Annotated in this window: 10 protein-coding genes and 2 pseudogenes; 2 read left to right on the top strand and 10 right to left on the bottom strand. The window is 63.8% G+C overall.

Going from position 1 to position 15,076, the window contains the following annotated elements:
- Positions 1-206: 206 nt before the first annotated feature.
- Both AC1DRO_RS15000 and AC1DRO_RS14995 read left to right on the top strand, forming a co-directional pair.
- Positions 207-1,949, top strand: coding sequence for an ABC transporter ATP-binding protein (locus tag AC1DRO_RS15000; RefSeq protein WP_476951424.1), 1,743 nt, complete (start codon positions 207-209; stop codon positions 1,947-1,949).
- The gene (locus AC1DRO_RS14995; protein WP_476951423.1) at positions 1,946-3,973 is read left to right on the top strand and encodes an ABC transporter ATP-binding protein; all 2,028 of its coding nucleotides are present in this window, start codon (positions 1,946-1,948) and stop codon (positions 3,971-3,973) included. Before AC1DRO_RS15000 ends, AC1DRO_RS14995 begins: the two co-directional genes overlap by 4 nt.
- A 250-nt stretch (positions 3,974-4,223) precedes the next feature.
- Here AC1DRO_RS14995 and AC1DRO_RS14990 read toward each other — a convergent pair.
- The 10 genes and pseudogenes from AC1DRO_RS14990 to AC1DRO_RS14945 form a co-directional block, all read right to left on the bottom strand.
- Positions 4,224-4,337: pseudogene (locus AC1DRO_RS14990) on the bottom strand (carbohydrate kinase); the annotation flags it as partial.
- Between the two features lie 508 nt (positions 4,338-4,845).
- On the bottom strand, positions 4,846-5,844 hold the full coding sequence (locus tag AC1DRO_RS14985; protein ID WP_476951422.1) for an aldo/keto reductase family protein: 999 nt from the start codon (positions 5,842-5,844) through the stop codon (positions 4,846-4,848).
- Positions 5,845-5,916: 72 nt separating this feature from the next.
- Positions 5,917-7,422, bottom strand: a complete 1,506-nt coding sequence (locus AC1DRO_RS14980) for a glycoside hydrolase family 32 protein (protein ID WP_476951421.1) — start codon at positions 7,420-7,422, stop codon at positions 5,917-5,919.
- A 101-nt stretch (positions 7,423-7,523) separates the two neighbouring features.
- Positions 7,524-7,893: pseudogene (locus AC1DRO_RS14975) on the bottom strand (carbohydrate kinase); the annotation flags it as partial.
- Positions 7,894-8,013: 120 nt separating this feature from the next.
- Complete coding sequence (locus AC1DRO_RS14970; RefSeq protein ID WP_476951420.1) at positions 8,014-8,964, bottom strand: ATP-binding cassette domain-containing protein; 951 nt, start codon at positions 8,962-8,964, stop codon at positions 8,014-8,016.
- Positions 8,961-9,998 carry an ABC transporter ATP-binding protein gene (locus AC1DRO_RS14965; RefSeq protein WP_243180738.1) on the bottom strand — a complete coding sequence of 346 codons (1,038 nt, stop codon included), beginning with the start codon at positions 9,996-9,998 and terminating at the stop codon, positions 8,961-8,963. Before AC1DRO_RS14965 ends, AC1DRO_RS14970 begins: the two co-directional genes overlap by 4 nt.
- A 3-nt stretch (positions 9,999-10,001) precedes the next feature.
- Positions 10,002-10,940, bottom strand: coding sequence for an ABC transporter permease (locus AC1DRO_RS14960; protein WP_476951419.1), 939 nt, complete (start codon positions 10,938-10,940; stop codon positions 10,002-10,004).
- Between the two features lie 13 nt (positions 10,941-10,953).
- Positions 10,954-11,931 (bottom strand): ABC transporter permease, encoded by a 978-nt coding sequence (locus AC1DRO_RS14955; RefSeq protein WP_476951418.1) that lies wholly within the window; start codon positions 11,929-11,931, stop codon positions 10,954-10,956.
- 139 nt (positions 11,932-12,070) lie between these two features.
- Positions 12,071-13,747 (bottom strand): ABC transporter substrate-binding protein, encoded by a 1,677-nt coding sequence (locus AC1DRO_RS14950; protein WP_476951417.1) that lies wholly within the window; start codon positions 13,745-13,747, stop codon positions 12,071-12,073.
- Between the two features lie 55 nt (positions 13,748-13,802).
- Positions 13,803-14,843 carry a LacI family DNA-binding transcriptional regulator gene (locus tag AC1DRO_RS14945; RefSeq protein WP_476951416.1) on the bottom strand — a complete coding sequence of 347 codons (1,041 nt, stop codon included), beginning with the start codon at positions 14,841-14,843 and terminating at the stop codon, positions 13,803-13,805.
- Positions 14,844-15,076 lie beyond the last annotated feature (233 nt).

The following is a 15,076-nucleotide window of genomic DNA, read 5'->3' as shown; positions in this document are numbered from 1 at the left end:
AGCTACACCCGGGCCGCAGGCCCGGCAAGCAGACCAGCCCGGCAAGCAAACGCAGCCCGGCAAGCAAACCGCGCATTTGAACATCGCCGCAGGCCCGCCCCCGATTCGCCCTGAGAGGAACCCAGCTATCTCCCGGCGGCCGGACGTAGACTGACCCTCACATCGTTCTGTGTGACACAGTCTGTGACGCATGAAGTGGAGACCGGATGCTCTGGAAACTGCTCGTCGAATACCTGAGGCCGCAGCGGCGGCTGTTGCTCGCCGTCGTCGTCTTCCAGCTGGCGGCGTCCATTGCCTCGCTGTACCTGCCCACCTTGAACGCGGACATCATCGATCAGGGCGTGGCGACGGGGGACACGGACTACATCCTGCGCGTCGGCGGCCTGATGCTGGCGGTCACGCTGCTGCAGGTCATCTGCACCGTCGTGGCCGTGTACTTCGGGGCGAAGGCCGCGATGGCGCTGGGCCGGGACGTCCGGGGTGCTATCTTCAGCCGGGTCGCCGCGTTTTCCGAGCAGGAAGTCACCCGGTTCGGCCCGCCCAGCCTCATCACCCGCTCCACCAACGACGTCCAGCAGGTCCAGCAGCTGGTCCTGATGTCCGCCACGCTCATGGTTACGGCGCCCATGCTCTGCATCGGCGGGGTGATCATGGCCATCCGGCAGGACCTGCAGCTGTCCTGGCTGATCGCCGTCAGCGTCCCCGTGCTGCTGGCCGCGGTGGGTTCGATCATCTTGCGGATGGTGCCGCTGTTCCGGGTGATGCAGGCCCGGATCGACACCGTCAACCGGGTGCTGCGCGAACAGCTCACCGGCATCCGCGTGGTGCGGGCCTTCGTCCGGGAGGACGTGGAGACGGCCCGCTTTGCCCGCGCCAACGAGGATGTCACGGACACTGCGCTGCGCGCCGGCAGGCTCATGGCTCTCGCGTTCCCCACCGTGATGCTGGTCCTCAACGTCTCCAGCACGGCCGTGATCTGGTTCGGCGCGTTCCGGATCGAGGACGGCTCCATGCAGGTGGGCACCATGATCGCGTTCCTGAGCTACCTGATGCAGATCCTGATGTCCGTCATGATGGCCACGTTCATGGCGATCATGATCCCGCGCGCCGCCGTCTCGGGGGACCGGATCGGCGAGGTCCTCGGGACCGAATCCAGCGTCCGGCCGCCGCTGCGCCCGGTTTCGCGCGCGGCCGGGCGGGCAGCCCGTGGCGAGCTGGAGATGCGCGACGTCGGGTTCGCCTACCCGGGTGCCGAGCAGCCGGTGCTCCAGGACGTGAACTTCACCGCCCGCGCGGGGCAGACGACGGCGATCATCGGCAGCACCGGCTCCGGCAAGACCACCCTGGTGAACCTGATGCCGCGGCTCTTCGACGCGACCTCCGGTTCAGTCCGGATTGACGGCGTGGACGTCCGTGAGCTGCACCCGGACCTGCTGTGGGGGCACATCGGCCTGGTCCCGCAAAAGCCCTACCTGTTCTCCGGCACGGTGCGCAGCAACCTGCTCTACGGCAAGCCGGACGCCACCGAGGACGAGCTCTGGCGGGCCCTGAGGATTGCCCAGGCGCAGGATTTTGTGGAGGAGCTGGAGGGCGGGCTGGAAGCACCGATCTCGCAGGGCGGCACCAACGTCTCCGGCGGCCAGCGGCAGCGGCTCGCGATCGCCCGGGCACTGGTGAAACAGCCCGAGCTTTACATCTTTGACGACTCCTTCTCCTCGCTGGACACCGCCACGGACGCCCGGCTGCGGCAGGCGCTCAAGCAGCACACCGCCGGGGCCACCATGGTGATCATCGCCCAGCGGGTCTCCAGCATTGTGGACGCGGACCAGATCCTGGTGCTCGAACGCGGCAGGATCGTCGCGCATGGCACGCACGAGGAACTGCTGGAGGCATCAGAGACGTACCAGGAGATTGTGAACTCCCAGCTCGCAGCGGAGGAGGCAGCATGAGCCGCACCGACAAGGCGCCGACGCCGGCCCCCGCCGTCGCTCCTGCCGCCGGGGCCCCCGGGGCCCCCGGGGCTCCCGGGGCGAAAACCCCCATGCGGATTCCCCGTCCGGCGGGCGGCCCGTTTGCCGGGATGAACATCCCGGCCGAGAAGGCCATGAACTTCGGACCGTCTGCCCGGCGGCTGCTGGGGGAGCTGCGGCCCGAACGGCTGTGGCTGACGCTGGTCCTGGTGCTCGCCGTCGTCGGGGTGACGTTCTCAGTGATCGGGCCCCGGCTCCTGGGCGAAGGCACCAACCTGATCTTCGCCGGCGTCGTGTCCAAGCAGCTGCCGCCCGGGGAGACCCAGGACCAGGTGATCGCCCAAATGCGCGCCGCCGGGCAGACCCAGCAGGCGGACATGCTCAGCGCCATGACCCTGACCCCCGGCGCCGGGATCGACTTCACCGCGCTGGCCACCGTGCTGCTGTGGGCGCTGGTGTTGTACGTGCTGGCATCGGTGTTCGGCTGGATGCAGGCGTACATCCTCAACGGCGTCGTGCAGCGCACGGTCTTCCGGCTCCGCGAGCGGATCGAGGCGAAGATCAATAAGCTGCCGCTGCGCTACTTCGACTCGGTGCAGCGCGGCGAGCTGCTCAGCCGGGTGACCAACGACGTCGACAACATCTCCCAGAGCCTGCAGCAGTCCATCAGCCAGGCCGTGACCTCGGTGCTGACCGTGGCCGGGGTGCTGGTGATGATGGTCCTGCTCTCGCCCACGCTGGCGCTGATTGCGCTGGTGACCATTCCGCTGACGCTGGTGACGACGGCGGTGATCGCCAAGCGCTCCCAGAAGCTGTTCGTGGCGCAGTGGAGGCATACCGGGGAGCTGAACGGGCAGATTGAGGAGACCTACACCGGGCACGCCCTGGTGAAGGTGTTCGGCCGGCAGCGCGAGGTGGAGGAGCGGTTCCGGCAGAAGAACGCGGAGCTGTACCAGGCGAGCTTCGGCGCGCAGTTCATTTCCGGCCTGATCATGCCGGCCATGACGTTCATCGGGAACCTGGTCTACGTGGGGATCGCCGTGGTGGGCGGCCTGCAGGTGGCCTCCGGGGCGATGCAGCTTGGTGATGTGCAGGCGTTCATCCAGTACTCACGGCAGTTCACCCAGCCGCTGGCCCAGCTGGGGTCCATGGCGAACCTGCTGCAGTCCGGCGTGGCCTCGGCCGAGCGGGTGTTTGAGCTGCTGGATACGGACGAGCAGTCGCCCGACCCTTCTCCCTCCGAGGCGCCTTCTGGTGGCCGGGGGCGGCTGGTGTTCGAGGACGTGTCCTTCTCCTATTCGCCGGACAAGCCGCTGATTTCCTCCCTGAGTTTGGTGGCGGAGCCGGGGCAGACCGTGGCCATTGTGGGCCCGACGGGCGCGGGCAAGACCACCCTGGTGAACCTGATGATGCGTTTCTACGAGCTCGACGCCGGCCGGATCACGCTGGACGGCGTGGACGTCACCGCGATGACCCGCGACGGGCTGCGCTCGCGGATGGGCATGGTGCTGCAGGACACCTGGCTGTTCGGCGGGACCATCCGGGAAAACATCGCATACGGCCGGCCCGGCGCTTCGGAGGACGAAATCCTGGAGGCGGCGCGGGCGACGTACGTGGACCGGTTCGTCCGGTCCCTGCCGGAGGGCTACGACACCGTGCTCGACGACGAGGGTTCCAACGTGTCCGCCGGCGAGAAGCAGCTGCTGACCATCGCCCGGGCGTTCCTGGCCCGGCCGTCCGTGCTGATCCTGGACGAGGCGACTTCTTCAGTGGATACGCGGACTGAAGTGCTGGTGCAGAAGGCGATGAGCGCGCTGCGGTCCGACCGGACTTCGTTTGTCATTGCCCACCGGCTCTCCACCATCCGCGACGCCGACCTCATCCTGGTGATGGAGGCCGGCCAGATCGTGGAGCAGGGGAACCATGCTTCGCTGCTGGAGGCGGGCGGCGCGTACGCCGCGCTGTACGCGGCGCAGTTCGCGGCTCCGGTGGCGGAGGTTTAGCGGCGCTACAACATTTTTCCGTCGGGCTCGATGCGGGGACGAGTAGATCGCTTCTGGGCGCACCAACCTTACACAATATCCGCTATCGGTCTGCGGGAAAGGACTAACAGACTCCCCTAGTCACAGACTTCCGAGTCTCATGCTTCATCAATCAACCCGGGGGCTGATCAACGACCTCCACAGAGTCGAATACCAGGCCCCCGAGTGCCATTTGATGGCCTGGGCCACGGCGTCAGCGGTCCGGTGGAGGGGCGTCTTCGTGGCTGAGTTTGACGACGTCGGTTAGTGGCACGAGCGCTTCGAAGGTGGCTTTCGCTTCTGCGTGGCTGCCGATCAGGGCTGGTCTGATGTTGGGATCGTAGGACTGATTCTGGGCTTTCTCACCCGAGGAACCGAATGCTTCGCCCCAGCTGTCCTGGAGCAGTTCGGACACACCGCAGCTGCAGCCGCAGCCATTACCGTCCAGCGCCCGGGAGCGAACCCCCCAACCCTGGAAGAACTCAATATGGCAATCGGAGCCCTCCCGGGCGTGTCCGTATAGCGGTGGGCCCGGAGCGGATCTTGACGTGTAGCGGACGATGAAGGCCACCGCAGAGCCCGCAGCCGGTTATGCCACTCGGCCATCCCCCCAATGACCCGGGAAGCCCGCTAAATAGTGTCCCTTGATGGCCTGGACCGAACACCTCAGCGAAGTGCGCCGCGATTTCCCGGCCGTGAGAGCCTTTCGGAATCAGCGACAATTGGGATCTCGCCCGGCCCGATCTCAGTCATCACGGTCTTGGAGCGGTCGCGGTTGCCGGATTTCCCGGCGCGGGCGGACACATCGTGTTTGCCGTAACCGATGTGCTCGTCCGTCACAGCTACCCGCGATGTCATGGGCGGGCCGGGAATGACTCCACTTTTGCGGGGTCACGTTCAATGACCGGGTCCAAGACTTCGTCGACCTGTGCCAGCAGGGCGGGGTCCAGTTTCACTCCGGCTGCGGTTGCGGTGTCTTTGAGCTGGTCCGGGCGTGAGGCTCCGACGATGGCTGCTGAGACGTTGGGGTTTTGCAGTACCCAGGCAACGGCGAGTGCGGGCATGGACAGGCCGGCGTCAGCGGCGAGCGGTTTGAGCTGCTGGATGCGGCTGAGGATGTCTTCGGTCAGGTAGCGGTTGTCTGACTTGATCTTGCCGTTCTCGCCTGTGAAGCGGGATGCTGCCGGGGCCTCTTGGCCGGGAACGTATTTTCCGGTCAGGACGCCTTGGGCCATGGGTGACCAGCAGATCTGTCCCAGGCCCAGCTCCTCGCAGGTGGGGACGACTTTCTTTTCGATGACCCGCCAGAGCAGGGAGTACTGGGGCTGGTTGGAGACCAGGTGGATGCCCAGTTCCCGGGCGAGGGCGGCGCCGGCGCGGATTTCGTCCACAGTCCATTCGGAGACGCCGATATACAGGGCTTTTCCTTGCCTGACGACGTCGGCGAAGGCCTGCATCGTCTCTTCCAGCGGCGTCTCGTAGTCATAGCGATGGGCCTGGTAGAGGTCCACGTAGTCGGTCTGCAGCCGCTTCAGGGAGCCGTTGATGGATTCCATGATGTGCTTGCGCGACAGCCCGCGGTCGTTCCGGCCCTCGCCGGTGGGGAAGTAGACCTTGGTGAAGATCTCGACGTTTTCGCGCCGCACACCGGCTAGCGCTTCACCGAGGGTGTGTTCCGCGCGGGTGCCGGCGTAGGCATCGGCGGTGTCGAACGTGGTAATGCCCAGGTCCAGCGCCTCCCGGACGCAGGCCGTGGCCTCGTCCTGGTCGATCTGCTCACCGTGGGTGACCCAGTTCCCGTAGGCCAGTTCGCTGATGTACATCCCGGATGAACCAAGTTTGCGGTATTCCATGCTGGGGTGCCTTCCATATCTTGTTGCCAAGGCCGTATTCCGGTGTGCGGCTGCGTCGTGTGGGATGCCGGCCTATACCAGGGGAGTGATCCTCAGGCTCTCGAATGTGGCCGAGCCGCCGCGGGCGTAAATGGAGACTCGGGTGCTTGTTTCGTCCGGGAAGATCAGGTCCGTAAGCACGAGTTCGCCGTGTTGGGCGAAGACCTCAACGGAGCAGTGGTCGACGTAGATCTTCAGGCCGTATCGGCCGTCCCGGGCGCTGATGGGGGCGGTATCGACGGAGGCGAATCCATCGTGGAAGCCGGTGTCGCCGGAGGCGGTCCGGTCGAGGATGAGTCGGCCCTGGGCGGGGTTGATGCTGATTCGGGTTCCTTCCGTGCCGCTCCCTCGAACGATGAGGCCGAATTCTTCGGCCGTCCCAGGCGTGAACTCGGCTTCGATGAGCTGAACCGTGCCCGTGGCGGCTGGGAGCGGGCGCGTTTCCTCTGCCAGATGGATGGGGCCGTCCTGAACTGCCGGCGCCTGATTGGGGCATACGGCTTCCTCGACGACGTTCTGGATTAGTCTGGTGCGGCCGCCAACGGTGGCCAGGGAGAGTTCCCGGGGCAGAGACATGGGGCTCCGCCAGGGTGAAGTCGGGATCTGATTGGCGTAGTCCCAGTTGTTCATCCAGCCGACCATGATCCGCCTGCCGTCGGGGGCGTCGCTGAAGGAGACGGCGGCATAATAGTCCCGTCCCCAGTCCAGCCAGTTGTACTCCTGTAGGCGGTCGGGGTCCTGCTCCCCGCTGGTGATGGTGGAGTCGGAGATGAATTGGACGCCATCGAAGTCTCCTGTGAAGTATTGCCCGGCTGAACCGCCGTTCGGGCCGCCGGGGTTCAGATTCACCGTCAGAACCCACTTCAGCTCCAGTGGATTGCCGTCCACCGGCAAAGCGAACAGGTCCGGGCACTCCCAGATTCCGCCGGTGGCGTTGGCGGGGCCGAAATCACTGAGGTGTTCCCACGTTTTCAGGTCTTCGGACTTGTAGAGGACTACTTTGTAGTCGTGGGCTTCGACGGCCGCCATTACCCAGTAGGAGCCGGCCCCGCCGTCGTAGCGGAAAACCTTGGGGTCACGGAAGTTGGCCGAGTTGCGGCTGAGTACGGGATTGCCAGCGTATTTTTTCCAGGTGAAGCCGCCGTCCAGACTGTAGGCCAGTGATTGCGCCTGGACGCCGTGCAGCGGAGAAGGCGCCTTGTAGGCGCTGGTGTAAATGGCCACCAGCGGTGGCGCCAATTCGGTGCCGAGTCCGCTGCTGTTTTGGCTGTCGAATACGATGCTGCCGGAGAAGATGTCCTCCCGCTCGTCGCAGGCAATCGCGACAGGCTGTTCGGTCCAGTCGGTGAGGTTCTCCGACGTCGCGTGGCCCCAGGACATGTTTCCCCAGGTGTCTCCAAACGGGTTGTTTTGGTAGTAGAGGTGGTAGAGGCCCTGATGGTAGATCAGTCCGTTGGGATCATTGAGCCAGGTGTTTCGGGCTGTGTAATGCAGGGCGGGCCGGAAGGCTTCCGGGTGTGTGGTGGTCACGGCCGTCATGGGAGGTGCACTCGTTTCAGGTTCGGAATGGGGCAAGGAAAGGGCCAGGATCTGACGGTGATCGTCAGATTGGCCGCGGTGTTGAAGACGGAAAGTGGAGGTCAGCTGACCAGGGCTTGCATTTCAGCCAAGGAGGGCAGGTCCGCCCCTGGACGGCCCACCGTAATGGCGGCTGCCATGGATGCCATGCGGGCGATCTGTTCAAGAACGGGCGGAGCCAGGCCCTCGCCTCCTCGGGTCAGCAGCCCCAGAATGAGGGCCGCCATGGCTGCCGAGCAGTTCTGGTCGGATGTTCGGGTCATAGGTGACGGTGCTGGTTCCTGCGCAGTGCTGCAGGAGGGATTTCACACCCGCGGCTCCCGGGGCGAGGAAGCTGGCGATCGACCCGGCGTGCAGGAGCGTGGGGAAGTACGTCGGGGCAACCGGTGGGAGTTCCCAGGCGAGGTCGAAAGCGTAGGTTGCCGCCCCGTCGTCGACAGTCCAGCAGAGGGGTTCATCATGGGATTCTTTCTGGGTTTTCGGCAGCCAATGGAGCTGTGCGGGTCTGATTCCGCGGGTAAAGCGGCCTCTCGGACGGCGGATTTGGGACCGTCAGTGGGCAGGCTCCGGCACTTTGAGTGCCCAATGGGATTTGCTCAGGGTGATCCGTTCGCCGGTGCCCCGGGCAGCGTTCCGCCCTCTGGCGTCCCTCTTCGGTGGGCGGACGGTCTGGGTCCTGCGGGCGTCGGGTACGGCGGAGAGCAGCAACTGTGTGTACGGGTGATGAGGGGCGGCCATCAGCTCGATGCTCTCGCCACCCTCGACCAGGTCCCCGGCGCACATCACCATGGTTGTGTCCGCGATGTAGCGTGCGGAGGCGAGGTCGTGGGTGATGTAGAGCATGGACACGCCCCGTTCATCGCGGAGTTTGCGCATCAGATTGAGAATTCCGATGCGGACCGAGACGTCGAGCATCGAGGTGGGTTCGTCGGCCAGTATGATTTCCGGTTCCACGGCCAGGGCTCTGGCGATGGCGACGCGCTGCCGCTGTCCGCCGGACAGCTGATGGGGGTATCGGTCCAGCATCTGCTCGCCCAGACCGACTGTTGCCATTAGTTCACGCAGCTTGAGTTTGAGGGCACGCGGGCTGTCGTTTTCTCCGTGAAGCTGCAGGGGACGCGTCAGGAAGTGCTCGATGCGGTGTGCCGGGTTGAGGGATCCGAAGGGGTCCTGGAAGACCATCTGGACCTTGCTGCGGTATCTCATTGACGCCCGGCGGCGTTCGGTGGCAAATATGTCTTGTCCGTCGAGGATGAGTTGGCCGCCTGTGGGCTGCTCGAGGCGGGCGAGGATCCGGGCGATGGTGCTCTTTCCGCTGCCGGATTCCCCGACGAGTGCCACAATCTCGCCGCGGTTGATGTCGAAGGAGACGTCGTTGACCGCACGTACGGTCGAACGGAACGGGAAACTTCCAAGCTGATAGTCCTTGCTCAGGTTGCGTACCTGAACCAGGGGCGCGGTCGCCGCTCCTGGGAGGGATGAGGTGCTGTATGCGGGGCTCATCGGCGTGACCTTTCGCGGGGGACGACATATCCGGGTACGAGCAGACAGGCTGCCTCGTGGTTTTCGGCTCCTGGAAGGAGCGGCGGTTCGATGGTGCGGCAGGAGTCGATAGCAAGCGGGCACCGGGGGTGGAAGCGGCACCCGGTGGGAGGATGGGCCATGTTCGGCGGGGCGTCCGGGATACCTATCAGCTCCACTCTCGGTCCGGTCAGCGGAGGGAACGCTCCCATCAGTGCGTTCGTGTAAGGGTGAAGCGGGTTGTCCAGCATCGTCTTGGAGGGAGCGACCTCGACCAGCTTTCCTGCATACATCACAGCCATGCGGTGGGAGAGCTCGACCATGAGTGAGATGTCGTGGGTGATGAACAGAATGGAAAAACCCAGCTGCTGCTGAAGTTCTTTGATCTGGTGCATGATTTCCTGCTGAACGACCACGTCCAGGGCAGTGGTGGGTTCGTCCATGATGAGGAGAGAGGGTTTAAGCGCCAGCGCTATCGCGATCACTGCCCGCTGACGCATTCCGCCGGAGAGCTGGTGCGGGTAGGACTTGAGGCGGTCCGGGCTGATGTCGACAAGTTTCAGCAGCTCCACGGCGCGTTCGCGGGCGGCTTGCTTGGACATTTTTTCGTGCGTGGTGAAGACATCGACGATCTGATCTCCGATGGTCATGACGGGGTTCAGGGAGTTCATCGCGCTTTGGAAGACCATGGCCACGTCGCGCCAGCGGGTACGTCGCAGTTCTTCCTCGCCCAGGTCCAGGAGATTTCTTCCGGCGAGCTCGATGGAGCCCCCTGTGATTTTTGCCGGGGTCTGCAGGAGCCGCATGATCGCGTTTGCGATGGTCGACTTGCCGCAGCCTGATTCACCGGCGAGGCCGAACACTTCTCCGGCGCCGATGTCGAAGCTGACACCATCCACGGCGGTGACGTTTCCGCTTTCCGCCGTGTATTGGACCTGCAGGTTCTTCACGCTCAGCACGGGGCCGGCGGCGGCAGGACCGATGTTTCCCCGTTCCAGTTCAGTCAGGGTTTCCATCTGTCAGCCTTTCTTTTCCACGCGCAGGCGAGGGTTGGTGATTTCATCAACGGCGTAGTTGATCATGGCCAAGGCAAATGCGACGACGGCGATGGCGACGCCGGAGGGCAGGAGCACCCACCAGTCGCCGGTCATGAGCGCGCCGTCGTTGTTTGCCCAATAGAGGTTGGTTCCCCAGCTGACGGACCCGGTGTCGCCGAGCCCCAGGAACTCCAGGCCTGCCTGGGCGCCGATGCCGTAGATGACGCAGCCCAGCAGGGTGCTCATCACGATGGAGGCCATGTTGGGCAGGATCTCCCGGAACATGATGCGCCATGCTTTCTCGCCGGTCACGACTGCCGAAGCGACGAAGTCCTTGCTGCGCAGGGACAGGGCCTGGGAGCGGAGGACCCGGGCGCTGCCTGCCCAGCCCGTGATGATCAGGACGATGACGACGGTGACGGGCCCCGGCGGCAGGAATGCGGCGAGAACCACGAGGAGCGGAAGCCCGGGGATGAGCAGGAATATGTTGGTCAGCAGCGAGAGCAGTTCGTCGATGGCTTTGCCGAAGTACGCGGAGGCTATGCCGACGAGGCAGCCGATGAAGGTCGCCGCCAGACCTACGGTGAATCCGACGGCCAATGAGCTTCGCGATCCCCACAGGGTGAGGGCGAGCACGTCCTGGCCTTTGGAAGTGGTTCCGAGCAGGTGGTCCGCGGATGGTGCCAGGGATGCTTCGGGGCCGAAGTCGGAGGGGTTCCCCGGTGCCAGGAGAGGGGCCAGCAGCGCCAGGAGGGCAAATAGCACCAGGATGGCCAGTCCGAAGAGGGCCTTCTTGTTCGTGAGGATGCCGTGGACGAATCCTCCATGAACCAGGCGTCCGGGGGAAGGAGGTTCAGGTATCTGAACGGTGGGGTTGCCGGCCGCGGTGATTGTGGCGGGTGTTGAGTCTGTAAGTGACATGGGGGACCTGTTTCTAGCTGACCCGGACCCGGGGGTCCAGCCGTACGTAAATGATGTCGACCAGGAAGTTAGCTGCCAGCACGGCGGCGGTAATGGTGAGGAAGATGCCTTGGGTCAGCGGGTAGTCCAGCGCCTGGACGGAGGTCAGAAGCTGGTAGCCGATGCCCGGGTACGCGAATACGGTTTCGGTGAGGAGAGCGCCGCCGACGACGAATCCAAGGGACATGCCGAACGACGTCACGGAGGGCAGCATGGCGTTGCGGGCCGCGTACTGGAACATGATCCGTGCCGGACGGAGTCCCTTGGCCCGGGCCATCGTGATGTAGTCCTCAGCGGTGGTGGCGATCATCGTGTTGCGCATCCCCAGCATCCAGCCGCCGATGGAGACCAGGACGATGGTCAGGGCCGGAAGGATGAGGTGAGTGGCTACGTCGCTGATGTATTCGAGGGAGAACGAGGGGCTGAGGCCTGTGGAGAAGGCATGGCTCAGGGGCAGCCAGCCCAGGGTTATCCCGAACAGATATAGAGCGGCCATGGCCAGCCAAAAATAGGGAAATGATCCGACAAAGATCAGCAACGGGGGAAAGACCGAATCCAGGAACTTTCCGCGACGCCACGCTGCCAGAATGCCGAGGAAATTGCCCAGAATGACGGCAATAACCAGGGCGGTGCCGCCCAGCAGGAGGGTCCACCCGATTTGTGATGCGATCACCTCCGAAACGGGGGAAGGGAACCGGGAGAGCGAGATGCCCATGTCCCCGCGGAAGATGTTGCCGATGTAGGCGAGGTACTGCTCCCACAGGGGCCGGTCGTCCAGGCCGAAGAGCCGCCGGAGCGCATCCACCTGGTCCGGGCGCATCTGAGACTGCACTTGGGAAAACATTCGGCTGACAGGGTCCCCGGGCATCAGCCTGGGGAGGAAGAAATTCAAGGTGATGCAGGCCCAGAAGGCGATGATGTAGAACCCCAGGCGGCGGAGGAGGAATACCATGATTCCGCTTCTTTCTTGATGATTGTTGCGCCGCCCGGGGATCGGTCCGGGTCCGGCAGGTGGAAACGGTGCAGGTGCCGTCTGTGCGGCGGCCATGGTGGCTGTCCGGGTCCGGTTGCCCCGAACAGCCACCAGATGGCTACTGCGCCGGCTTGAGTGAGGTCAGAACCAGCACTGTGGTGGCGGAGCGTGCCGAGAGAGTCGCATACGGGTTGTCATTGCTCGGCCAGCCCGTGAATCGCTGATCGGTGTAGGCGCCCCACGCCGGGCCGGAGAACAGCGGGATCACCGGGGCTACGTCATTGAAGCGTGCCTCCAGGGAATTGACGAGGGTCTTCTGCGCTGCCGGCTCTACCGTTGCCGCCAGCTTGTCCAGGGTCGCGGTCGCATCCGCGTCGCCAAAGCGGTGGTAGTTTTCATTGGCCTTTGCACCGACCGGCACAACGACCTTCTGTGACATTACGCCGCGGTAGAATTCGTACGGCGTCGCGCCGGCGTTGCTCCAGACGATGCCGCTGTCGAAGGATCCGTCAGTGTAGCCGGACACGACCTGGGACCAGTCCGGGGAGTTGACCTCGACTTTCACGCCAAGTTTTTCCATGTTTTTAGAGATGATCTGGCCTACGGAAAGCCAGTCCGAAGATGCCGATCCTACAGAGAACTTAAACTGGAACGGTTTGCCGTCCTTGAGGGTGCGAATGCCGTCGGTTCCCTTCTTGTAGCCGGCGTCATCGAGCAGCTGGTTGGCTTTGTCGACATTCAGCTTGGTCCAATCGCAATTGTCAACGATGCCCTGGTCGCGCCAGCTGGCGTAGGTGTCGCTGAGGCCGGTGCAGTCGGCCGGATGCGTGTAGCCTGCCATGCCCAGTCTGTCGACCTGATCGCGGTCCACGGCCATGCTGAGTGCTTTGCGGACGACCGGATCGTTAAAGGGAGCCTTCGTGGTGTTCAGCTGCCAGTTGATCGTGCCACCGGTGGTGGGGTACCAGAAGTGGCGGTGTGCCGGATCCTTGTCGATATAGGTTTTCTGAACGTTGGGGATGAACTGGTCGCTCCAGTCCACGTCGCCGTTCTGCAGGGCGAGGTTGGCCCCTGAGTTGCCGGCGAAGGCCAGCATCCTGATGCCGGTGAGCTGCTGCTTCTCCGGCTGCCAGTAGTTGGGGTTCTTATCCAGTTCAAATGACTGTGTCTGGAAATGGGAGACCTGTGTGTAAGGGCCGGTGCCCACCGGGTTGTCGTTGGTGGCTTTTGCCGGGTCCGCGATCTTGGACCAGACATGCTTAGGGGCGATGACCTGCTGGCCGACTTCGTAAAGTCCGGGGGAGTAGGCCTTGTTGAAATCGAAGCGCACTGTGTGGGCATCTACGGCCGAGACTTTGGCCAGATAGTCGAGTCCTCCCTGGATCTTCTTCTGGAGGTCAAAGGTGTACACGACATCGTCGGCGGTCAGTGGCTGTCCGTCTGACCACTTAACTCCGTCGCGGAGCGTGAAGGTCACGCCCTTGCCGTCTTCGTCTGCTTTCCACGAAACCCCGAGCCAGGGGACCGGTTCCCCCTTGACAGGGTTGACGATCAGCAGGGGTTCGAAGACCGACTGCTGCGTCATCGGCAGTGCGTTCGGGGAGAACGGATTGAAGTTGCTGGTGAACGTTGCGGTGTCTTCCCGGGGGATTGTCAGGAGCCCGTTGGAGGCGCTCCCACCCTTTGCTGTGCTTCCAGATGTGTTTCCGTCGCCGCAGCCGGTGAGGGCCAGGGCGCCGATCGCCAGTGTGGCCGCAACAACGGTCAGTGACCTTTTGGGGTGGATTTTGGGCATGAGGGAGCTCGTTTCGTCAGTGAAATGGAGTGGGGAGGTTAGCGGGGAATGGAAATCAGGACGCCGCGACCGGCAGGCGCACAGATGTACGCTCCACCAGAGGGCACTCGACAATGCGTTGGAGCGGGGCCAGATCACGGTTCGCTGCCAGTTTGGCCAGCATCGCGACGCCGGTTGCCCCCATTTGCTGGAACGGCAGTGCGACTGTCGTCAGGCTGGGCCGCAAATAGTTGGCGATGACTTCTTGGTTGTCGAAGCCAACCACGGAGATATCGTCACCAATACGGAGCCCTCGTTCTTTGATGGCGTCGTAAGCGCCCATGGCCATGCGGTCAGTGGCGCAAAAGATCGCGGTAGGTGGCCGGCTGCCATCCAGGAGGGCAACTGCCGCGCGGTAGCCCTGGTCTGCCTCGCCGTCCTCGTTGATCACCAAGCTCTCATCCAGGCCGATGCCTGCCTGTTCAAGTGCTCGGACATAACCAGCCCGGCGGCCGATGGCGGCCGGAATGACGGGATCAAGGTTGATGAGCCCTATCCGGTCATGTCCGGCCCCGATAAGCCTCATCGTGGCAACATAGCCACCCTGAGCCTCATCCGGAATGACGGAATGCAGTTTTGTTGCTTCGTCAAAGCAGTGAACCAAGACCGTCGGCACCTCCTCCGCAACAGCAGGCAACCGCACACCCCTATGCCAGCTTGTGGCGTAGATCAGACCTTCGACACGGTGCTCGAGCATCGTCTCGATGGCCCGCCGGTCGGCGTCATTGCTGCCGTCGGTGCTGGCTATAAGAAGCGTCTTACCCTCCCGCGCGGCCTGTTCCTCGGCGCCGCGGACAATGTTGGCGGCATAAGGAGCGATCACGATTTCCGTGATCAGCCCGTAGAGCTTGGTCTGCTTGGAAGCCAACGCGCGGGCTCCCGCATTCGGGCGGTAGCCCAGTTCGCTCACAGCCTGGTGGACGCGGTCACGGGTTTCTTCTGGAATTCCGTTCCCCGTTCCACCATTAAGGACAAAGGAAACAGTCGTCCGGGAAACTCCGACATGGTTCGCGACATCCTGCATCGTCACTTTGGCCTGCCGTGGGTTCGTCTCCATTGACCGTCCGATGTCTAGTAATTAGGGGTGAATATTGGATGAGAGTCTAGCCGCACCTACTGATGCGCGTTACTAACGCGCGTTAGTGGGTGTGAGATAGAACATATCCCGCATTGGGTTGGGGTGTCAAGGAGCGTATGAACGGCCGACTTGTAACGCGTCAGCCTGGAGTGGCTGGAGATAACCGCACCGTGATCGCGCCCGCGAGCCGGCGGGGCGATCCGGCCGCCTGG

The organism is Arthrobacter sp. P4_F11 (genome assembly GCF_056401395.1).
The sequence above is the reverse complement of the archived record's forward strand: the minus strand, read 5'-3'. Positions and strand labels throughout refer to the sequence as shown.

Excerpts from the sequence above, each read along its gene's own strand:
- AC1DRO_RS15000 (WP_476951424.1), top strand. The coding sequence starts at position 207 with ATGCTCTGGAAACTGCTCGTCGAATACCTGAGGCCGCAGCGGCGGCTG.
- AC1DRO_RS14995 (WP_476951423.1), top strand. The coding sequence starts at position 1,946 with ATGAGCCGCACCGACAAGGCGCCGACGCCGGCCCCCGCCGTCGCTCCT.
- AC1DRO_RS14985 (WP_476951422.1), bottom strand. The coding sequence starts at position 5,844 with ATGGAATACCGCAAACTTGGTTCATCCGGGATGTACATCAGCGAACTG.
- AC1DRO_RS14980 (WP_476951421.1), bottom strand. The coding sequence starts at position 7,422 with ATGACGGCCGTGACCACCACACACCCGGAAGCCTTCCGGCCCGCCCTG.
- AC1DRO_RS14970 (WP_476951420.1), bottom strand. The coding sequence starts at position 8,964 with ATGAGCCCCGCATACAGCACCTCATCCCTCCCAGGAGCGGCGACCGCG.
- AC1DRO_RS14965 (WP_243180738.1), bottom strand. The coding sequence starts at position 9,998 with ATGGAAACCCTGACTGAACTGGAACGGGGAAACATCGGTCCTGCCGCC.
- AC1DRO_RS14960 (WP_476951419.1), bottom strand. The coding sequence starts at position 10,940 with ATGTCACTTACAGACTCAACACCCGCCACAATCACCGCGGCCGGCAAC.
- AC1DRO_RS14955 (WP_476951418.1), bottom strand. The coding sequence starts at position 11,931 with ATGGTATTCCTCCTCCGCCGCCTGGGGTTCTACATCATCGCCTTCTGG.
- AC1DRO_RS14950 (WP_476951417.1), bottom strand. The coding sequence starts at position 13,747 with ATGCCCAAAATCCACCCCAAAAGGTCACTGACCGTTGTTGCGGCCACA.
- AC1DRO_RS14945 (WP_476951416.1), bottom strand. The coding sequence starts at position 14,843 with ATGGAGACGAACCCACGGCAGGCCAAAGTGACGATGCAGGATGTCGCG.